Annotated in this window: 19 protein-coding genes and 1 tRNA gene; 9 read left to right on the forward strand and 11 right to left on the reverse strand. The window is 70.4% G+C overall.

What is annotated here, in order from left to right:
• Positions 1 to 3: 3 nt before the first annotated feature.
• The 5 genes from EV140_RS01500 to EV140_RS01520 are packed head-to-tail and all read right to left on the reverse strand — an operon-like array spanning position 4 to position 4,704.
• The gene (locus EV140_RS01500) at positions 4 to 996 is read right to left on the reverse strand and encodes a helix-turn-helix transcriptional regulator (RefSeq protein ID WP_130280360.1); all 993 of its coding nucleotides are present in this window, start codon (positions 994 to 996) and stop codon (positions 4 to 6) included.
• Positions 989 to 1,990, reverse strand: coding sequence for a helix-turn-helix transcriptional regulator (locus EV140_RS01505; RefSeq protein WP_130280362.1), 1,002 nt, complete (start codon positions 1,988 to 1,990; stop codon positions 989 to 991). Before EV140_RS01505 ends, EV140_RS01500 begins: the two co-directional genes overlap by 8 nt.
• A gap of 19 nt (positions 1,991 to 2,009) precedes the next feature.
• Positions 2,010 to 2,984, reverse strand: coding sequence for an FKBP-type peptidyl-prolyl cis-trans isomerase (locus tag EV140_RS01510; RefSeq protein WP_130280364.1), 975 nt, complete (start codon positions 2,982 to 2,984; stop codon positions 2,010 to 2,012).
• Positions 2,985 to 3,013: 29 nt separating this feature from the next.
• Entirely contained in the window at positions 3,014 to 4,000 is a 987-nt protein-coding gene (locus EV140_RS01515; protein ID WP_130280366.1) for a tRNA (adenine-N1)-methyltransferase, read from the reverse strand.
• On the reverse strand, positions 3,997 to 4,704 hold the full coding sequence (locus tag EV140_RS01520; RefSeq protein ID WP_277871080.1) for an HAD family hydrolase: 708 nt from the start codon (positions 4,702 to 4,704) through the stop codon (positions 3,997 to 3,999). The genes EV140_RS01515 and EV140_RS01520 overlap by 4 nt, the downstream gene beginning before the upstream one ends.
• A gap of 76 nt (positions 4,705 to 4,780) precedes the next feature.
• Between EV140_RS01520 and EV140_RS01525 the strand changes: the two genes are divergently transcribed.
• Positions 4,781 to 5,707: a PAC2 family protein gene (locus tag EV140_RS01525; RefSeq protein WP_130280368.1), complete on the forward strand. Its 927-nt coding sequence runs from the start codon at positions 4,781 to 4,783 to the stop codon at positions 5,705 to 5,707.
• 9 nt (positions 5,708 to 5,716) lie between these two features.
• On the opposite strand, the gene EV140_RS01530 is transcribed toward EV140_RS01525, so the two are convergent.
• Entirely contained in the window at positions 5,717 to 6,562 is an 846-nt protein-coding gene (locus tag EV140_RS01530) for an undecaprenyl-diphosphate phosphatase (RefSeq protein WP_130280370.1), read from the reverse strand.
• Positions 6,563 to 6,579: 17 nt separating this feature from the next.
• Complete coding sequence (locus EV140_RS01535) at positions 6,580 to 7,908, reverse strand: M20/M25/M40 family metallo-hydrolase (RefSeq protein ID WP_130280372.1); 1,329 nt, start codon at positions 7,906 to 7,908, stop codon at positions 6,580 to 6,582.
• A gap of 86 nt (positions 7,909 to 7,994) precedes the next feature.
• Here EV140_RS01535 and EV140_RS01540 point away from each other — a divergent pair.
• Positions 7,995 to 8,080: transfer RNA gene (locus tag EV140_RS01540), tRNA-Leu, on the forward strand.
• 70 nt (positions 8,081 to 8,150) lie between these two features.
• Here EV140_RS01540 and EV140_RS01545 read toward each other — a convergent pair.
• Together EV140_RS01545 and EV140_RS01550 are read right to left on the reverse strand one after the other, a co-directional pair.
• Positions 8,151 to 8,711: a GNAT family N-acetyltransferase gene (locus EV140_RS01545; RefSeq protein WP_130280374.1), complete on the reverse strand. Its 561-nt coding sequence runs from the start codon at positions 8,709 to 8,711 to the stop codon at positions 8,151 to 8,153.
• Entirely contained in the window at positions 8,708 to 9,106 is a 399-nt protein-coding gene (locus EV140_RS01550; RefSeq protein ID WP_130280376.1) for a DUF2834 domain-containing protein, read from the reverse strand. The genes EV140_RS01545 and EV140_RS01550 overlap by 4 nt, the downstream gene beginning before the upstream one ends.
• Before the next feature lie 40 nt (positions 9,107 to 9,146).
• Here EV140_RS01550 and EV140_RS01555 point away from each other — a divergent pair, with 40 nt between their 5' ends.
• Positions 9,147 to 10,019 (forward strand): hypothetical protein, encoded by an 873-nt coding sequence (locus EV140_RS01555; RefSeq protein WP_130280378.1) that lies wholly within the window; start codon positions 9,147 to 9,149, stop codon positions 10,017 to 10,019.
• 6 nt (positions 10,020 to 10,025) lie between these two features.
• Positions 10,026 to 10,337: a hypothetical protein gene (locus EV140_RS01560; RefSeq protein WP_130280380.1), complete on the forward strand. Its 312-nt coding sequence runs from the start codon at positions 10,026 to 10,028 to the stop codon at positions 10,335 to 10,337.
• A 22-nt stretch (positions 10,338 to 10,359) separates the two neighbouring features.
• Here EV140_RS01560 and EV140_RS01565 read toward each other — a convergent pair whose 3' ends face one another.
• Positions 10,360 to 10,617, reverse strand: a complete 258-nt coding sequence (locus tag EV140_RS01565; protein ID WP_130280382.1) for a hypothetical protein — start codon at positions 10,615 to 10,617, stop codon at positions 10,360 to 10,362.
• Between the two features lie 163 nt (positions 10,618 to 10,780).
• Here EV140_RS01565 and EV140_RS01570 point away from each other — a divergent pair, with 163 nt between their 5' ends.
• The 5 genes from EV140_RS01570 to EV140_RS01590 all read left to right on the forward strand — a co-directional run bounded on the left by EV140_RS01570 (position 10,781) and on the right by EV140_RS01590 (position 18,286).
• Positions 10,781 to 11,503, forward strand: coding sequence for a hypothetical protein (locus EV140_RS01570; RefSeq protein WP_130280384.1), 723 nt, complete (start codon positions 10,781 to 10,783; stop codon positions 11,501 to 11,503).
• Positions 11,503 to 13,077 carry a DNA polymerase Y family protein gene (locus tag EV140_RS01575; RefSeq protein ID WP_130280386.1) on the forward strand — a complete coding sequence of 525 codons (1,575 nt, stop codon included), beginning with the start codon at positions 11,503 to 11,505 and terminating at the stop codon, positions 13,075 to 13,077. Before EV140_RS01570 ends, EV140_RS01575 begins: the two co-directional genes overlap by 1 nt.
• A gap of 50 nt (positions 13,078 to 13,127) precedes the next feature.
• The gene (locus EV140_RS01580; protein ID WP_130281022.1) at positions 13,128 to 16,640 is read left to right on the forward strand and encodes an error-prone DNA polymerase; all 3,513 of its coding nucleotides are present in this window, start codon (positions 13,128 to 13,130) and stop codon (positions 16,638 to 16,640) included.
• Positions 16,641 to 16,693: 53 nt separating this feature from the next.
• On the forward strand, positions 16,694 to 17,515 hold the full coding sequence (locus EV140_RS01585; RefSeq protein WP_130280392.1) for a DUF1206 domain-containing protein: 822 nt from the start codon (positions 16,694 to 16,696) through the stop codon (positions 17,513 to 17,515).
• A 69-nt stretch (positions 17,516 to 17,584) separates the two neighbouring features.
• The gene (locus EV140_RS01590; protein WP_130280394.1) at positions 17,585 to 18,286 is read left to right on the forward strand and encodes a type 1 glutamine amidotransferase; all 702 of its coding nucleotides are present in this window, start codon (positions 17,585 to 17,587) and stop codon (positions 18,284 to 18,286) included.
• Here EV140_RS01590 and EV140_RS01595 read toward each other — a convergent pair.
• Positions 18,283 to 19,398, reverse strand: a complete 1,116-nt coding sequence (locus EV140_RS01595; RefSeq protein WP_130280396.1) for an alanine racemase — start codon at positions 19,396 to 19,398, stop codon at positions 18,283 to 18,285. The two genes, EV140_RS01590 and EV140_RS01595, sit on opposite strands and share 4 nt — an antisense overlap.
• Positions 19,399 to 19,507: the final 109 nt, after the last annotated feature.

Raw genomic sequence — 19,507 nt, forward strand, 5'->3', positions numbered from 1 at the left:
TGGTCACGAGTCTAACCGGCGATTCTGTGCGGCAATGGCGCGTTCGGCCCAGTGTCGGGCTTCCGTCGCAGCCTCCGGCGTGACGATGTGGCCAGCGCCGACGAGCCGGGCTGCAAGTCGCCCCACCTTGGCGACGTTCGAGAGCTCCACCGTTGCGCGTACGAGGCCTGGGCCACCGTCGACCGGGCGCACGTCGTCTGGCAGGTAGTCGGCGACCAGCGGAAGTGCCGCCTCGTGCAGTTCGAACTCGACACGCACGGTGCCGACCGCCGCGCCGCTGAACAGACTCGCCGGGTCGGCGGTCGACGCGGGATGCTCATCTGCCGTGCCCGCGGATCGAACGCTCGCGATCCGGTCGACCCGGAACGTTCGCTCGGCACCGCGCGTCAGGCACCAGGCGCGCAAATACCAGACCCCGTCAATCGAGTCGAGACGGATGGGATCGACGAGACGTTCCTCGCGGTCACCGTCGCCGCTCACGTAGTCGAGCGCGAGCCGGCGACCCGCGGACTGAGCACGCCGGACCTCCTGCAGCGTCTCGCTGGAGTCGCCCGGTGCGACAGCGACGGGAGCAACGCCGGAGGCCGAGCCGCGCGCGAGCTTCTCGCGCAGCGCCCAGAGGTCGTCGCGCTCGGCGTAGTCGGGCAGCGCCATGATGGTCTGCAACCCCGCGATGAGAGCCGCAGCTTCGCGACCCGATAACCGGGGCTGCTCGGTGAGCGGCGCCTGGCGGAAGCGGATGATCGACTGCTCCTCGAACTGGTCCCAGTCGATGTCGAACATGCCAGAGCCCGGCAGCACACTGCCGCTGGCGTCGGGCACGCCGCTCACCGCGATGAGTTCAACCGCGCGTCGGATGCGCTCTGGCGTCGTGCCGAAGTGGTCGGCGGCCTCGTCCACCGAAACGCTCACCTGGTCGATGAGGTACGGCACGAGGGCGAGGAGGAACGCGAGGCGGTCGGTGCTCGTGCCGCCTGCGTCGCGACGGTCAGCCATGGGAGCCCGCCACGTGCATCCACCGGTCGAGGACCGCGTCGACCAGGGCCCGAGGGCTCACGACCTGCACCTCGTCGCCGAATCCGGCGAGTTCGTCAGCCAGCAATTGGAAATCGGTGGTGTGCACCACGAGTACGTCGCCGTCGACCTCTGTGCCAGCCCGATTGCGGAGAACCACGTCGGCCTCGCTGCCGGGGGTCACTGAGACGGTCGCGCGCTGCTGCGTCCACAACGTGCGCAAGTCGGCGAGGGCGCGCTCGGCGGCGTCGCTGGCGGGCTCGCGCGCCACGTCCGTGCGCAGGCGAACGCCCCCCACGATGCGCTGCAGGAGGAAGGTTCGCTCGCCCCCCTTGCCCTCGTCGAAGCCCTGCAGGTGCCAGCGTCCTTCGTGCTGCACGAGCGCCTGAGGTGACACGCGCCGATGCTCGGGTCGAGCATCCCCCGGTTTCAGGTAGTCGAATTCGACCTGACGGCCCCGACTGATCGCGAGGGTGAGCGGCGCGTGCGCCCGGTCGTGCGCGCGCAGTGTCGGGGCGACCCCGATGACGGTGGCGCCGACCGCGACGCCGAGGCCGCGCAGCTTCGTGAGGGCGCGGCGGGAATCGTCACTCAGCGAGCCTTCACGCCAGACCTGGCCGGCGAGCCCCAACAGTGCGAGCTCTTCCGAACTGAACGTGATGTCGTCGGGAAGGGGGTACTCGGCCCGCGATACCCGATAGCGCTGCAGCTTTGTGTCGCCGTCGGCGCCCGGCTGGTCGAACGTCTCGAGCGGGATGCCGAGCTCGCGCAGGTCATCCTTGTCGCGCTCGAACTGCCGCTCGAGGCTCGCATTGTCGCCGCCGGGCACAAACCGTGCGCTGTAGCCCTCGACTGTCGACAGGATCTGGGTCTTGGTGAGCCCCGTCTCGGTCGCGATGAGCGCGAGCACGAGACTAAACTGCCGCTCTTCGGCGGAGACGCGGCGGCCGGAGGCGTCAGCGGTCACGCTCGCCATCCTAGAACGCGATGGCTGCTCAGCCGCGGTCCTCGATGCCGAGAACGTCGACGACGAACACCATCGTGCTGCCCTCCGGAATCGACGCGGGTGCCTGACCGGAGGGGTAGCCGAGTGACGGCGGGATCACGACGACCACCTGCGAGCCGACCGTCTGTCCGACGAGAGCCTCGGCGAGACCCGGAACGATGCCGTTGGGGTCGTCGAGGAAGCTCGTCGCGGGGAAGGTCGCAGGCGCGCCGCGCTCCCAGCTCGAGTCGAACACGCGCTCGGTCTCCCACACGAGGCCGGTGTAATGCATGACGACGCTGTCGTCGGCGGCAACCTCGGCGCCGCCACCCCGCGTCAACACGTGGGCGACCAGCTCGTCGGGCGCGTCCTGGTTGGGAATCGTCACGCCGGGGCGCCCGTCGGGGGCCGTCACCACGGCGGGAACGCCGTTCGCGCCGAGCTGCGGGGTGCCCGTCGCGCGGCCGAGGTACGCCGCCTCGATGTCGAGCACGAGCACGACGGCGTCACTGTCGTCGAGCCCGAGGGCGGGGTCGAGCGTGCCGACACCGAACACGTCGGCGATCGTGCCGGTCGCGGCGATGCGCGAGCCGACCTGAGCGCACTGCACGACCTCGGCGAGGATGTCCATGTCAGCGCCAGCCGTCCGGCGCAACGGGCTGCTCGCGTCGTCGTACGCGCTCTGGGTGATGAGCTCGCCGTCGACACCCGAAAACAGGCTCACCTGGAAGTCGACGACCTGACCTTCTGCGATCGTGTCACCCTCCCCCTCCACGAGCACGGCCTGCTGGGCGCCCTGCGTCCGCAGCGGGGTCGGGAAGCTCACGTCCGGCGCGCTCGACACGGGCCCGGAGGCGCGCACAAATGTGGGCGATTCACCGCTCGGGATGGCCGGCTCGCATGCGGCGGAACCGCCCAGCGGCGCGCACGCTGTCAGCGTGGCGAGCAGGGCCGTCGAGACGATGAGCGCGGGAACAGTGCGCACGAGACCTCTTTCGTCGGGGTGGGCGTTCTTCACTCTAGTGCGCCGTCGGCTGACCGCTTCGCGGTCGACTGCGCCTGCCGCGCGGCCTTTCGCAGCCGCTTCGCGCTCGCCTGACGTTCGCCGACCGCGCCCGGCGTCCAGAGCTCGACGTCCTCGTCGCTCGCCTCGGTCTTGGAGCCGCGACGGGCCTTGGAGAACGTGGGTGATCCGTCGGCGAGGCGGCGCGCCGTGATGAGGAAGCCGGTGTGGGCAACCATGCGGTGGTCGGGGCGGACGGCAAGGCCATCAAGGTGCCAGCCGCGCACCATCGTCTCGTTGGCGAGCGGCTCGGTGAACCGACCGAGATCACGCATGGCTTCGGCGACGCGCGACAGCTGCGTGACGGTCGCGACGTAGCACAGCACGACTCCCCCGGGCACGAGCGCGTCGGCGACGGAGTCCAGACACTCCCAGGGCGCGAGCATGTCGAGCACGGCGCGGTCGGCACTCCCCGCGTCCACCACGGTGGGCAACTGCTCTTGGAGATCGCCGAGGGTGATGCTCCAGTTGTCGACCGGGCCGCCCATGAAGGTCTCGACGTTGCCGCGGGCGATGTCGGCGAACTCCTCGCGGCGCTCGAACGAAAACAGGTGCCCCTCGGGGCCGATCGCGCGCAGCAGCCACGTCGAGAGAGCCCCCGAGCCGACGCCCGCTTCGATCACGCGCGCGCCCGGGAAGATGTCGGCGGCGCCGAGAATCTGGGCCGCATCCTTCGGGTAGATGATCGCTGCGCCGCGCGGCATCGACATGACGAAGTCGGTCAGCAGAGGGCGGAGCGCCAGGTAGGCGACACCGGCAGAGTTTTCGACCACGCTTCCGTCGGGTAGCCCGATCAGGTCCTCGTGGGCGAGGGCACCGCGATGCGAGTGGAACGAGCCTCCCGGTTGCAGGGTGACCGTATTGAGGCGCCCCTTCGGGTCGGTGAGCTGCACCTGATCGCCAACCCGGAACGGCCCGCGACGCCGTGCGACGCTCATCGGCGCGCCTCCGCGGCCGGGCGGAATCCGTGGTGGGCGTTCAACACGGCGGTGAGATCGGCGATGGTGCGCCCCTCTAGGCTTGGCCACAGGACGTGCGTCGGCCCCTCCTGAAGCGCCAGGTGCAGCGGGGCGCCGATCGCGGCGGCGCCGGAACTGATTGCCGAGGCGAGCCCGAACTGCGAGTCTTCAATCGCGACACAGTGGCTGATCTCGACGCCGAGCCGCTCGGCTGCGGTCAGATACGGCTCGGGGTGGGGCTTCTCGTGCTCCACGTCGTCGCCGCCGATCACCTCGTCGAAGGTACCGGGCCCGATGGCGTCGGCGACGCGAAGCGCCATGCGTCGCATCGACATCGTCACGAGCGCAATCGGGATGCGCGTGTCGCGCAGGCGCTCAATCAGTTCGCGGGCCCCCGGTCGCCAGGGAACCGCGACATCGATCTGCGTCAGTACCTCGTCGGTCAATCGGTCAATGATCTGCTGCACCTCGAGGTCAACACCCGCGCGCTGCAGGATCACCGCCGAGTTTTCGAGGCCAGAGCCGACGAGCTGCATGGCGTCCTCGGTCGACCAGGAGCCGCCGAAGGACTCGACGAGGGCGACCTCCGCGGCCATCCAATACGGCTCGGTGTCGACAATGGTGCCGTCCATATCCCACAGCACGGCGGCGGGACGGTCGAAGGGCTGGCTGGCGCTGGTCACGACGCACGAGTCTAGTTGCGTTCTATCCTGGGGGACGCTCCGGTGAGCATCCGGAGCCCAAGGGAAATGAGGGCGCGTGGCGCACACGGATCTTTTTCGCGGAGGACGTCTCCTTGTCGTGGCCTTCGAAGGCTGGAACGACGCCGGGGAGGCCGCGAGCGGCGCGGTGCGCGCGCTGAAGGATGTGCTCGACGTTGTCCCCATCGCCGACATCGACCCGGAGGACTACTACGACTTCCAGCTGAATCGGCCGATGATCGAGACGGACGACGACGGCCGGCGCCGGCTGCGGTGGCCCGGGGTGACCTTGTTCGGACCGGCGGTCGTTGACGGTCTGCCTCGCGCATCCGCCGCACCGTCCGATGACCCGCTCGCGGTGAGCGGGATGAATCACGACAACATCTACCTGCTGCTCGGCACGGAACCCTCGCGCGGGTGGCGCACGTTCGCGACAGAGACCGTTGACCAGGCACTCACCGCCGACGTGACCGGCATCATTCTGCTGGGGGCGCTGCTCGCCGACGTCCCGCACACGCGTCCGATCGCCGTGACCGCCACGAGCGAGAACGCCGAGGTGCGCGACGAGCTCGGGCTCGAGCGGTCGAGCTACGAGGGCCCCGTGGGCATCCTCAGCGTCATCGTGGAGGCCGCCGAGGAGGTGGGCATTCCGACGGTCTCGCTGTGGGCATCCGTGCCTCACTACGTGCACAACGCCCCCTCGCCGAAGGCCACCCTCGCACTGCTGGACCGGCTGGAGGAGCTGGTCGACGTGACGATTCCGCGCGGCGAACTGCTCGATGAAGCCCGCACCTGGGAGGAGGGCATCGACGCGCTCGCCGAGGAGGACGACGAGATGCGCGGCTACATCGCGCAGCTCGAAAAAGCGCGGGATGCCGTCGAGGCTCCCGAGGCGAGTGGCGAGGCCATCGCGCAAGAATTCGAGCGCTACCTGCGCAAGCACGACGACGACGAGCCCGGCGGAGACGTGCGCCGCGACGAGTAGCGCGTCGGATCAGCCTTCGAGCACGCCCGTCGAGAGCAGGATCAGGATCGTCGAGCCGAGCAGCACGCGATAGATCACGAATGGCAGGAACGAGCGCTTCGAGATGTAGGCCATGAGCCCCGCGATGACGACGAGGGCGATGACGAAGGCGATGCCGGTGGCGACGAGCGTCTCTCCCCAGCCGAAGGGGCCGGTCGTTGTCGGGTCGATCAGTGCCGTGCGCAGCTCGTAGAACCCTGAGCCGAAGACGGCCGGGATCGCGAGGAGGAAGGCGTAGCGGGCGGCGGCGGGCCGGGTGTAGCCGAGCGTGAGACCCATGGTCGTCGTGGCGCCCGAACGCGAGACGCCCGGCACGAGCGCCAGCATCTGCGCGAGGCCGTAGTAGAGGCCGTGCGGGTACGTGAGGTCGTTCAGTTCGCGGGTGCGTCGGCCGAGATAGTCTGCCAGGCCGAGCAGCAGGCCGAAGCCGATCAGAAAGATCGCGACGAGCCACAGCGAGCGGAAGGTGTCGCGAATGTACTCCTGCCCGAAGTAGCCGGCCACGGCGATCGGCACGGAGCCGATGATGATCAGCCAGCCCATGCGCACGTCGGGGTCGCTCGCGGGAACCCCGCGACGGAACACGTGCGCGAACCAGCGGCTGAGGATGCGCGTGATGTCGCGCCAGAAGAACAGCACGACGGCAAGCTCCGTACCGATCTGCGTGATCGCGGTGAAGGTCGCGCCCGGGTCGGTCGCGGCGGGCAGGAATTCGCCGACGATGCGCAGGTGCGCGCTGGAGGAGATCGGCAGGAATTCGGTGATGCCCTGAACGACGCCCAGGATGATCGCGTCGACGTACGTACTCGTGCTCACGGGATCGGGATCGCCTTCTAGTAGGTGAGGAGGAAGTCGGTCAGCGCGCGGTGGCCGAAGTCGAGGGCCGCCAGCGGAACGCGCTCGTCGACCCCGTGGAACATAGCGGGAAAGTCGAGCTCGGGCGTGAGGCGCAGCGGGGCGAAGCCGTATCCGGTGATGCCGAGCTCGCTGAGCGCCTTGTTGTCGGTGCCGCCGCTCAACAGGTACGGCAGCACCTCAGCCTCGGGGTCGTGGGCCTTGAGCGTGCCGACCATGGCGTCGACGATGGGGCCCGAGAAGGGGTTTTCGAGCCCGACGTCTTGCACGACGATCTCGAGCTCGATGTCGTCGCCGATGAGTTCTCGCACCCGGTCGAGCACGGCGTCTTCGTCGCCCGGCAGGGTGCGGATGTCGATGAGCGCCTCGGCCGCGTCGGGGATCACGTTGTGCTTGTAGCCGGCCGCGAGCAGCGTGGGGTTGCTCGTCGTGCGGAGGGTCGCCGTGAGGAAACCGGCGGCCGTGCCCGTACGCAGCAGCAACTCATCAGGGCCCGTGGTCTCGAGGTCCGCGTTGAGCAGGCGTGCGACTTCGCCGAGCAGTTGAGACGTGGTGTCGGTGAGGTGCAGCGGCCACTCTTCGCGGCCGAGCGCGACGACCGCCTCGGCGAGCTTCGTGACCGCATTGTTCGGGATGACGCGGGATCCGTGGGCGGCGACCCCGCGAGCGCGCAAGCGGATCCAGATGAGCGCCTTCTCCCCCGTCTGTAGCAGGTAGGCGCGCTTGCCGCCGATCTCGACGGAGTAGCCGCCCACCTCGCTGATGGCTTCCGTCGCGCCGGCGAACAATTCGGGGCGATGCGTGACCAGGTGATGCGAGCCATAGACGCCGCCGTTCTCCTCGTCGGAGAAGAACGCGATCGTCAGGTCGCGATTCGGCTGGCGACCGCTTCCGAGAGTCTCGGTGAGCGCGGTCAGGATCATCGCATCCATGTTCTTCATGTCAACCGCGCCCCGGCCCCACAGGAGCCCGTCGCGAATCTCGCCACCGAACGGATCGACGCTCCAGTTCGCCGGGTCGGCGGGCACAACGTCGAGGTGGCCGTGCACGACGAGCCCCGGGCGCTCAGAGCGACTTGTGTCGACCGGGTTGGCGTACGAGCCGGGGACCTTCGCGATGACGCTTGTGCGACGATCGGCGGCGTCGACGTATTCGATGTCGAGGCCGAGCGATTCGAGGATCGCGCCGACGTATTCAGCCGCCTCCGTCTCGCCGCGACTGCGGCCCTCACCCCAGTTCGTCGTGTCGAAACGAATGAGGTCGCGAGCGATCCGGGCGGTGTCGCTGAGTGTCTCGTCGGCGGCCATGAGTTCCACGCTACCCGCCGCGCATCCGGGCCCGCATTCCGTGCTAATGTCGTACCTCGTTCGGCCCCTCGGGGCCTGACAAACCAGCGCGGGTGGCGGAATTGGCAGACGCGCTAGCTTGAGGTGCTAGTGCCCGTATTAGGGCGTGGGGGTTCAAGTCCCCCCTCGCGCACGCTGGGTGTAAGCGGCCCCCGAGACGATGAATCTCGGGGGCCGTTTCGCATTTCTTCGCCGTTCGGCCGTCACAGCTCGCGACGCATCAGCCAGCGGGTGCGATGGCCGGCGTGCGCCGAGGTCTCGAGCACGCGCTCGAAGCCGTGCGCCTCGAAGAGCGCGGTCGTGCCGACGTACCCCGAGATCGTGTCGATGCGCTCGCCCTGCGTCTCGGCCGGGTAACCCTCGACGACCGTTGCGCCGTGAGCTTTGGCGTGGGCGACAGCTCCATCGAGCAGCTCGTGCATGAGGCCGCGCTTACGGTGACCGGCGCGCACCACGAAGCACACGATCGACCATTCCCTGCCGTCGTCGAGAAGCGGAATCGTGCGCGAGTTCATCAGTCGCCGGTACGTCGAGCGCGGGGCAACCGAGCACCAGCCGGCCACCTGGCCGTCGACGTACGCGAGGACACCGGGGCCGGGTTCGGTCTCGCACTCGCGCGCCATGTAGGCGGGGCGCTCGGCATTCGCCGGCCGGGAGTCGCGGTAGCTCATGCACCAGCAGGCGCCCGCGCCGGGGTTCTTCGTGCCGACGACCTCGGCAACATCCGCGAAGCGGCCGACGGCGGAGAGAACCTCAATGCTCATGCGGGAACGGTACTCCCCTGCCCCGACGCGCCCGGCTCGGCTTCGTGACCGTGCGCGGCCGCGTGCTGCCGCTGCCGCTCGAGGTGGCGCTCGCGGTTCATGAGGAACAGCGGGAAGGTGAAGGCGATCGCCGTCAGTCCCGAGAAGACGATGTACGCCCAGAGGTGGCGCATGCCGAGCCGGCGTCCCTCGATGACGATGAACGCGCCTCCCGCGACCGCCATGACGAGCAGATCGGTGGTGAGCGAGCCGACGGCGGGGCCGTTATTGAACCAGTCGCCGAGGAAGTCGGTGCGTTCGATGATGGCGATGGCGTTGTACGTCCAGGTGCCGACGAGGCCGGCGACAGCGATGATGCCGAAGACGACGGCGCGCGGGGTCCAGTAGCGGGTCATGGGGTCATTGTGCCCGGCGCGGTTCAGCGAGGATGGAGGCGTGAGCGCATTCTCAGCACCGTTCGGACTTCTTCTCGACGTTGACGGGCCGATCGCGAGCCCGGTCGCTCGGCGGATTGTCGAGCCGAGCATCCTGCCCGACCTGGTGGCACTGGCGACAGCGGGCGTGCCGATTGCCTTCATCACGGGGCGCAGCGCGGTGTTTGTGCGTGATGAGGTCGCGGCGCGGCTGGTCGAGGCGGGGCTGCCCGACGGAGCGCCCGTCTTCGCGGTCATGGAGAAGGGCGGCGCCTGGGCGCCAGTTACACCCGCCGGGTTGGGCGCGGTCGAACTGGATGATGCGCTTGCGATTCCCGCGGACGTCACGGAGGCGGTGCACACCCTCGCACGGGCCGAGTATGCGCACGCGATGGAGGTCGACGAGGGCAAGCACGTGATGATCTCACTGGAGGCGCGCAGCGACATCCCTCACGAGGACTACTGGCCGGCGCGGGACGAGTTCCAGGAGCGGGTCTGGCAACTGCTCGTCGAGCGCGGGCTGGGGCTGCGCTACGGCGAGCGGATGCAGGCGGATGCGCGGGGCGAGGTTCCCTGGCGCATCGACCCGACGATCATCTCGACCGACGTTGAGTCGGTGCTGCTCGACAAGGATCGCGGCGCTGCCAGGGCGCTGGAGTGGTTCGCCGCGCGGGGCGTCACAGCCCCCCGCTGGTACTCGGCGGGCGACTCGCGCTCGGACTACCTGATGGCCGACCACGTGCACGCCGACGGCTTCGAGGCGGTGCACGTCGACGTGCGGCCGAGTGACGGCATGCTCGACCGCGACTATCCCGTCGTCACGATGGGCGAGCTGATCCACGATGAGGCGGGTGCGGCGTTCCTGCGCGAGCGGGTCGCCGAGTTGGGGCTCTGACCGGGCGTGGCAGTCACGACTCCCCCACTCGAGCCGGTGCGCACCCTGCAGGCTGCGTTGATCTCCGGCGGGGTGCCGTGCGTCGTGGGAGGCTCAGCGCTGCTGGCCGCGCGGGGCCTCATTGAGCGGGTCAACGACTGGGATCTCGTCGTTGATGCCGAGCGCGGATCTGACGGGGTGCGGGTGGACGTGTCGACGACAGCCGAGCCCGGCGCTTTCGGGCTGTGGCATGGTATGCGGCTGGGTCGCGCTGATGAGTGGGCCCACGCCTACAGAGCGATGGGGCGTGAATCTCGCGCAGCGCTGCTCGCCACCTAGGCTGACGCGTGCCGCGGACAGGTCAGCGTTGCTGGGCGTCCGTTACGAGGAACTCGGCGGCGGGCTTGGTGAGCTTCCGGTTGGCTTTGCGCAGCGCGGCGACCGCCTGCTCTTTCTCGATCCGCGGGTCGATGCGGCGATCCCGGAGGATCCGTGCCGCCCACTCCCGCGCCGCAGGTGGCACGCCAACCGTGGTCACGTGGTCGTCGAAAATCTCCTGCAAGCGACTGCTCGGATCTTCTCGGTCACCGAAAAGTTTGGCGGCGAGGCGGCTCTGCATGGCGCATATCCTTCAGTTCGGTTCGGTCGAGGGTCCATCGTGACGCGTGCACCCGAGCGGCGGCTGGGTGGTCTCTGCGCCGCCTTGCCCGGCATTCCACCGACACGCCGACGGAATGTCGGTGCAGGTTGCCATATTCGAACGTATGTTCGACCATGGAGAGGTGCCCACACTCGCCCTCGCCTCCCCCCAGCCGACCCCGTCGGCTGTTGAGGCGTTGCAGGCGCGCATCAACGCGATGCAGCGCACGACGCTCGACACGAAGCTCACGCCGACCCACGAGGCCCTCGCCGATCTTCTGCCCGACGGCGGGCTGAAGCAGGGCGCCGCCTACTCAGTGACCTCGTCGAGCGCGCTCGTGATGGCGCTGCTCGCCGGGCCGTCGCAGGCCGGCTCGTGGTGCGGCGTCGTCGGCGTGCCCGAGTTCGGCGTCGAGGCGGCCGAAGCGCTCGGCATCGACCTCGACCGGCTCGTGCTCGTGCCGCACCCCGGTGACCAGTGGCTCACCGTCACCGCGGCGATCGCCGACGCCATGAGCGTCATCGTCGTGAAGCCCGGGCGCGCGGCGAGCGACGGCGCCGTGACGAAGCTCGCCGGGCGGCTGCGCGAGCGCGGGTCAACCCTGCTCGTGCTCGGCACCTGGCCACAGACGGAGGCCATGATCAGCATCACCGCGAGCCGCTGGTCGGGGCTTGGGCAGGGCTGGGGCTACCTCACCCAGCGCGAGGTCACCGTCACCGTCAGCTCGCGCCGCTCCCCCACACCGCGCAGCGGCCGGCTCGTCTTGCCCGACCCCAAGGTGGGCATTCGGCGTCTCGACCCGCCGCTCGGCGCCGGCCGTGGCCGCACAGCATCGGTGACGCCCCTCCCGCGGAGGGCCGGCTGATGCAGCGCACCATGGTCGTCTGGGTGCCCGACTGGCCGGTGATCGCCGCGGTGCGCGACGAGGCGGCGCCTGCCGGTGACGCGCATCCCATCGCGATCATGGCCGCGAACCGCGTGGTCGCCTGCTCGGCCGCCGCCCGCGCCCACGGCGTGCACCGGGGGCAGAAGCGCCGCGACGCGCAAGGGGCCTGCCCGCACCTCGTCGTCGTCGCCCACGACGACGACCGCGAGCACCGGCACTTCGCCCCCCTCATCGACGCCGTTGAAGCCCGCGCCGCTGGCGTGCAGATCGTGCGCCCCGGCCTTGTCGCGCTCGCCGCGCGCGGCCCCGCCCGCTACTACGGCGGCGAAAAGGCGGCGGCGCTCGCGCTCATCAGTGCGGTTCTCGACGAGGGGGTGCCGGATGCACGCGTCGGGGTCTCCGACGGACCCTTCGCCGCCGACCGCGCCGCTCGCGACACGCGAGCCCACGCCCCCGTGCGCATCGTCGCCGAGGGCGCCGCTGCCGCCTACCTCGCGCCGCTGCCGGTGTCGGCGCTCGCCGACCCTGAGCTCGCCACCCTGCTCACGCGGCTCGGCGTGCGCACCCTCGGAGCCTTCACCGCCCTAGCAGCAGCCTCCGTGCGCGAACGCTTCGGGCCGAGCGGTGCGCACGCGCACGCGCTCGCCGGTGCTATCGACGCGACCCCGATCATCCCGAGAACACCGCCCGACGACCTCGAACGCGTCATCGAGCTCGAGCCGCCGCTCGACCGGGTCGACCAGATCGCCTTCGCCGTGCGGCAACTCGCCGACGACGTCATCGAAACCCTCGCCGCCCGGCGGCTCGTCGCCACCGCCGTCAGGGTGAGCGTGCGCGACGAGTCGGGGCGCGAATCCGACCGGGTGTGGCTGCACCCGCGCGCGTTCCGGGCGAGCGAGATCGTCGACCGGGTGCGCTGGCAGCTGAGCGGTTCCACGCGCCGGCTCGGCTCCACGCCCGACGCGGCGCTCGGGCCCGGCCTCGCCTCGCCCGTCGACCGGGTGAGCATCGCGCCCGACAGCGTCGACGCCACCGCCAACCACGAGCCGGGGCTCTGGGGAGGCGAACCCGACGACCGGGTACACCACGCCCTGTCGCGCGTGCAGAGCATGCTCGGGCACGAATCCGTCGTCACCGCGCAGCGGGCCGGCGGGCGCACCCTCGCCGAGCGGCGCATCCTCGTGCCGTGGGGCGACCGCGCCGTGCACCAGCGCCCGCTCGACCGGCCCTGGCCGGGCGCCCTGCCGCAGCCGGCGCCCGCGACCGTGTTCCCCAGCCGGCACGCCGTCACCGTCATCGACGGTCGCGGCGACATCGTGCTCGTCGACGACCGACTGCGGGTCACCGGCGCGCCCGCCGCGTTCGCGCCCGCCGCCGGAGGGGCGACCCGACCCATCCGATCGTGGGCGGGGCCCTGGCCGCTCGACGAACGCTGGTGGGATGCGACGCAGCGCCGCCGACTGCACCGGCTGCAGGTCGTCGACGAGGCCGGCATCGCCTGGCTGCTCGTGCTCGACGGCGGCAGCTGGTGGGCGGAAGCGCGGTACGACTGATGGTGGGCGAGCACTGATGGGTGGCGAGCACTGATGGGTGGCGAGCACTGATGGGGTGGCACAACCCGCCCATCCCCTGGAGTGAACTCGAGCGAACCCTCCGTTCGGGCAACCGCCCAGACCCTTCGCTGCCCGAGGTGGGCGATGGCAGCGACTCGCCCGCGTGGTCGAACAAGCGGGCCCCCTACCGGCCGGGTCGGGTGGAACAGCCCGACCCCGAGACGGTCGTGCCGTACGCCGAACTGCACGCGCACTCGAGCTTCTCGTTCCTCGACGGCGCGTCCAGCCCCGAGGAGCTGCTCGAAGAGGCCGCGCGGCTCGGTCTCACCGGGCTTGCCCTGACCGACCACGACGGGTTCTACGGCGCCGTGCGCATGGCCGAGGCGGCAGAACCCTATGGCCTCACGACGGTGTTCGGCGCCGAACTCTCACTCGGTCTCACCAAGCCGCAGCTGGGCGAACCCGACCCGGAGGGTACCCACCTGCTCGTGCTCGCTCGCGGCCAGGAGGGCTATCACCGGCTCGCCGCCGCCCTCACCGACGGGCAGCTTGCCGGCGGCGCCAAGGGGCGCCCCGTCTACGACCTCGACGTGCTCGCCCAGCACGCCGGGCGCGGCGGCGACGCCACGGCACCCGGCCACTGGGTGATCCTGACCGGCTGCCGCAAAGGCACCGTGCGCACGGCGCTCACCGCCGGCGACCCGAACGGGCAGACGGTGCCGACCCGCGCATCCATGGAGGCGGCCGGGCGCGAACTCGACGCGCTGACCGAGCGATTTGGGCGCGAGAGTGTCGTCGTCGAGCTGTTCGACCACGGGCGTCCGCTCGACACCGTCTACAACGATGCGCTGGCCGCCCTCGCCGCCGAGCGGGGTCTGCCCATCGTCGCCACCGGTGCCGTGCACTACGCCCACCCCGGCCGCTACCCGCTCGCGAGCGCCTTCGCGGGCCTGCGCGCGCGGCGCAGCCTTGACGACATGGACGGGTGGCTGCCCGCCGCCGGCACCGCACACCTGCGCAGCGGCGCCGAAATGCAGCGGCTGTTCGCCCGGTACCCCGGTGCCGTTGACCGCAGCGTCGAGCTCGCCCGCGAGCTCGGGTTCTCACTGCGCCAGGCGAAGCCGAAGCTGCCGAAGCTGCCCGTGCCCGAGGGGCACACCCCCATGAGTTGGCTGCGCGAACTCGTGTGGCAGGCGGTGCCGCAGAAGTACCCCGACGCCTCCGACGCCGACCGAGCGCGCATCGCGCGCGAGCTCGACGTGATCGAGCAGAAAGACTTCCCCGGCTACTTTCTCATCGTGCACGACATCGTGCAGTTCGCCCGCCGCCGCGGCATCCTCTGCCAGGGTCGCGGCTCGGCGGCGAACTCGGCGGTCTGTTACCTGCTCGACATCACCGCTGTCGACTCGATCTATTACACGCTGCCCTTCGAGCGCTTCCTGTCGGCGCTGCGCGACGAAGAGCCCGATATCGACGTCGATTTCGACTCCGACCGGCGCGAAGAGGTCATCCAGTACGTGTACGAGACGTACGGCCGGCGCAACGCCGCCCAGGTCGCCAACGTCATCTCGTACCGGCCGAAGAACGCCGTGCGCGACATGGCGAAGGCGCTCGGCTACTCGACCGGTCAGCAAGACGCGTGGAGCCGTCAGGTCGAACGCTGGGGTGCCGTGCTCTCGAGCGACGACCACGACATCCCCGACGCGGTCGTCGACCTCGCCCAGCAGGTGCTCACGTACCCGCGGCACCTCGGCATCCACTCGGGCGGCATGGTGCTCACCGACCGGCCCGTCGGCGAGATCGTGCCCATCGAGCACGCGCGTATGACGAAGCGCACCGTGCTGCAGTGGGACAAAGACGACTGCGCCTGGATGGGCCTTGTGAAGTTCGACCTGCTCGGCCTCGGTATGCTCGCCGCCCTGCAGTACGCCTTCGACCTCATCGGCGACCACCTTGGCGAACGGTGGGAACTCGCGACCATCCCGAAAGAAGAGCAGACCACCTACGACATGCTGTGTCGCGCCGACTCGATCGGTGTTTTCCAGGTCGAGAGTCGCGCCCAGATGGGGCTCTTGCCGCGCCTGCAACCCCGGAAGTTCTACGACCTCGTCGTGCAGATCGCGCTGATTCGCCCCGGGCCCATTCAGGGTGGCGCCGTGCACCCCTTCGTCAAGCGCAAGCTCGGCGAAGAGCCCGTTACCTATGACCACCCGAAGCTCGTCGAACCGCTCGAGCGCACCCTCGGCGTGCCCATCTTCCAAGAGCAGCTCATGCAGATCGCCATGGCGGTCGGCGGCTGCACGGGCGACGACGCCGACCTGCTGCGCCGCGCCATGGGCTCGAAGCGCGGCCTCGAACGCATCGAATCGCTGCGCGAAACCCTGTACGCCGGCATGGCCTCCAACGGCATCACCGGGCGCCTCGCCGACGAGATCTACGCCCGCATCCAGGCGTTCGCGAACTTCGGCTTCGCCGAAAGCCACTCCCTCAGCTTCGCCCTGCTCGTCTACGCCAGCTCGTGGATCAAACTGCACTACCCGGGCGTCTTCCTCGCCTCCCTCCTACGCGCCCAGCCGATGGGCTTCTACTCCCCTGCCTCGCTGACGGCCGACGCCGAACGGCACGGCGTCGAGGTGCGCGGCCCCTGCATTGTGCGCTCCGGCGTCGAGGCGGGCCTCGAACGGGTCGACCTCACGGTCGACGACCCGTTCTCGCCGCTCACTGCGGATGCTCGCCGCGCGGCACCAACGGGGCTCGCCTCGTGCACGCACCGCGTGCATCCGCCCGTTCCCGAGTTTCGACCAGACTCGCGCGACGGCGAACTGGAGGATCTGGTGCCGCACCGCCGCGACGGCGAGCTCGCCGTGCGGATGGGCCTCGGCGCGGTGTCAGGGCTCGGGAAAGAGACCGCCGAGAAGGTCATCGCCGAGCGTGAGCGCTACGGCCCCTACCGCGACCTCACCGACCTCGTGTACCGCACCGGGCTCACGGCGGCGCAGCTCGAGTCGCTCGCCACCGCCGGAGCCTTTGAGGTGTGGGGCATGACGCGGCGCGAGGCGCTGTGGGCCGCCGGTGCTGCGGCGCAGGCGCGCCCCGAATACCTGCCGGGCAGTGTCGTGGCGATCCAACCGCCGCTGTTCGACGACCTCGAACCGGTCGAGCGCATGGTCGCCGACCTCGTCACGACCGGCGTCGCCCCGGGCGACCACCCCGTGCGCTACGCCCGCGAGCGGTTGCGTGCCCGCGGGGTGCTGAGCGCCCGCGAGCTGCGCAGCGCCGAGCCGGGGCGCCGCATCGAGGTCGCGGGCGTCGTCACGCACCGGCAGCGGCCCGCGACGGCGAGCGGCATAACCTTCCTGAACCTCGAAGACGAGACGGGGCTCGCCAACATCATCTGCTCGGTCGGGCTGTGGGGGCGCTACCGGCGCACCGTCCGCGAGAGCCGGGCGCTCATCGTGCGCGGCATCCTCGAGCGCTCGCCCGAGGGGGTCGTGAACGTCGTCGCCGACCGGGTCGACGCGTTGTCACTGAAAGCCACCATGCCGAGTCGCGACTTTCGCTGAACGCACCCCGAGTGTTCGCCGCGGACGCGTCTCGGCGGCGCTACCCTCGGCGGATGCCGCAGACACCATCGCGCTCTTCTGCCCGCCACGCCACGCACCGCCTGCGCAACAGTCGCGTGTGGCGCGGCCTCGCCCGCACCGGCTTCGCCGTGAACGGACTGCTGCACATCCTCATCGGCGCGATCGCGATTCAGCTCGCCCTTCCGGGCGGCAGCGACGCCGACGCTGACCAGGGCGGAGCTCTCGAGAGCCTCGCCGCGACACCCTTCGGTGGAGTGCTGCTGTGGGTGGTGACCGCGGGGCTCGCCGCCCTCGGCCTGTGGCTGATCGTCGACGGCATCATCGACCGCCCTGAGGACGGCGCGACACAGCACGTCGCCGTGGCGTTCGCCAAAGGCCTCGCCTACCTGGCACTGTCCGCCACCGCCGCGCGAGTCGCCCTCGGCGGACGCGGCGACTCCTCCGGGGATGCGCAAAGCGTAACCGCGGCGCTCCTCGAGGCTCCCGCCGGCGTCGTGCTGGTTATCCTGGCCGGGCTGATCGTGCTGGGAATCGGCGTCTACTTCGGGGTAAAGGGCGCAACGCAGGGGTTCCGCGACGACGTCGACACCCCGGGCGGAGGCGCAGGGAAAGCGGTCATCGCGCTCGGCATCGGCGGCTACCTCGCAAAGGGTGTCGCCCTCGGCGCCGTCGGGGTGCTCCTCGGCAGCGCCGCGATCGCCTCAGACTCCGCGCGATCGACCGGGCTCGACGGGGCGCTCCGTTCGCTCCTTGAGCTGCCCTTCGGTGGCTGGCTGCTCGGCGCTGTCGGCGCGGGACTGATCGCCTACGGGGTGTACGGCTTCGCCCGCGCCCGCTATGCGCGCCTCGACTGAGCTGTCACGCCGGCCCGCGCCGTTCGGTGGCTCAGCGGCGTGTCGGCCACGACGCTCTACAGTGACCCCATGACCTGGCTGGTGCTGCAACAGATGTGGTTCGAGGGCCCCGCCGCGATCGGCGATATCGCGCACGAGCGCGGAACCGAGCTGCGCATCATCCGCACCGACCAAGGCGAGCCGGTGCCGAGCCCCGACGCACTCGACGCCTACGAGGGGCTCATCGTGCTGGGCGGCGCGATGGGCGCTCTCGATGACGACAAGCATCCCGCTCTCATCGGTGAACGCGCCCTGATGGCGGCCGCCGTCGAACGCGACCTGCCGGTGCTCGGTGTCTGCCTCGGCGCGCAGTTGCTTGCGATCGCGGGTGGCGGGGAGCTGCTCGATGGCGACAACGGCAGCGAAGATGGGCTCGGGCCCGTGGAGCTCACCGACGACGGCCTCGCCGACCCCGTGCTCGGCCCGGTCGGCCGACACTTTGAAGCGATGCACTGGCACGAAGACACGTACACGCTGCCCGAGGGTGCCGTGCACCTCGCGCGCAGTGATCGTTACGAGCAGCAGGCCTTCCGGCTCGGATCGTGCCAGTACGGCCTGCAGTTTCACCTCGAGATGGGCTCGGCCGAGGTGCAGTCGCTGCGCGACGACTTTCCTGACGACGCCGACCTCGACCCCGCGCGCACCGACGAGGTGGTGGTCATCGGCCGCGGCGTGTTCGAGCGCTTTTTCGAGCGTGCCACTGAGCTCGCTGAGGAGCGCGCCGGGAGCTAGGTGTTCGCGCCGCGCGCGGCGACCGGCCAGACCTCCTCGGTACCGTCGTCGTCGACGGCGATGAGGTCGTCGACGAGGTTGACCGCCGTGCAGACGTGATTCGGCACGATCCGAACCCGCTTGCCCCACGCCGGTGCCGTGTCGCCGGGCGGAAACGCGATGGTCGCGTGATGCTCCGACAGCGCCACGATGCGCGCATCGGGATGCTCAACGCACCTGCCGAATCCGCTCGCCCACGGCGCCCGGTCGCTCGAGAGCGCCTTGCTGCCCGCATCGACGATGAGGCGCAGACCGCCGTCGTCGTCGACCCGCCGGCTGACCACGGTCGCCACGACGCTCAGTGCGATGGATTCGGGCCGCACCGCTCCGAGTTCCCACTGCTGGGCGTCGCCCAGCGCATAGACGCCGGGGCGGAGCTCGGTGAGCACGTCGTCGGCACCTCCGTCGTGTGCGCCACCTGCCGCGGAGGCATCTGCGGTGGTGGGTGTGGAGCCGCCACTGACCACGGGGCAGGCGAGCCCCTCCGCGAACACGGCGTCGCGAGCGCACCGAAGGGCACGCTGCTCGTCCGCCGCTGCGGCGAGCATGCCGTCCGGAGAATACGAGTGGCCGGGGAACGTGAACACGCCCGCGACCTCGAGCCCGAGGTCGGTCGCGGCGCGCGCCAGCGCGCCCGCGCGTTCGGGCTCGACACCGCTGCGGTGGTGGCCGCTGTCGACCTCGACGGCGACCGTCACGCGTGACCGGTCGGTGTCTCGGGTGGCCGCCGCGAGCATCCCGAGCCCCTCAAGAGAATCGATGCCGATTCTGAGCCGCACGCCCCGGACGAGCAGGGCGGCGAGCCGCGCCGCGCGCGGGCCCTCCAACCACAGTGGGTAGGCGATGAACAGATCGTCGAAACCGTGGGCGGCGAAAACTTCCGCCTCCGCCACGGTCGCGACCGTGAGGCCGACCGCGCCGTGGGCGAGCTGGCGGGCCGCGATGTCGGGCGACTTGTGGGTTTTGGCGTGCGGCCGCAGTGCGACGCCTCGCGCCCGCGCGCGTTCGGCCATCGCCCCGAGGTTCTGCTCGAGCACGGCGACGTCGACGCGGGTGTACGGGGTATCGCGCACGCCTCCATCCTGCCCGACCCGCCCGCCCGCGGTTGTAACACCGGTGAGCCGTCCCGCACGGTTACAGGTGAGCCGCCCCGGGCAGTCACAAGCGAGCCGCCTCGGATAG

Origin of the sequence: Microcella alkaliphila (assembly GCF_004216855.1) — a bacterium.
Classification (GTDB): domain Bacteria; phylum Actinomycetota; class Actinomycetes; order Actinomycetales; family Microbacteriaceae; genus Microcella; species Microcella alkaliphila.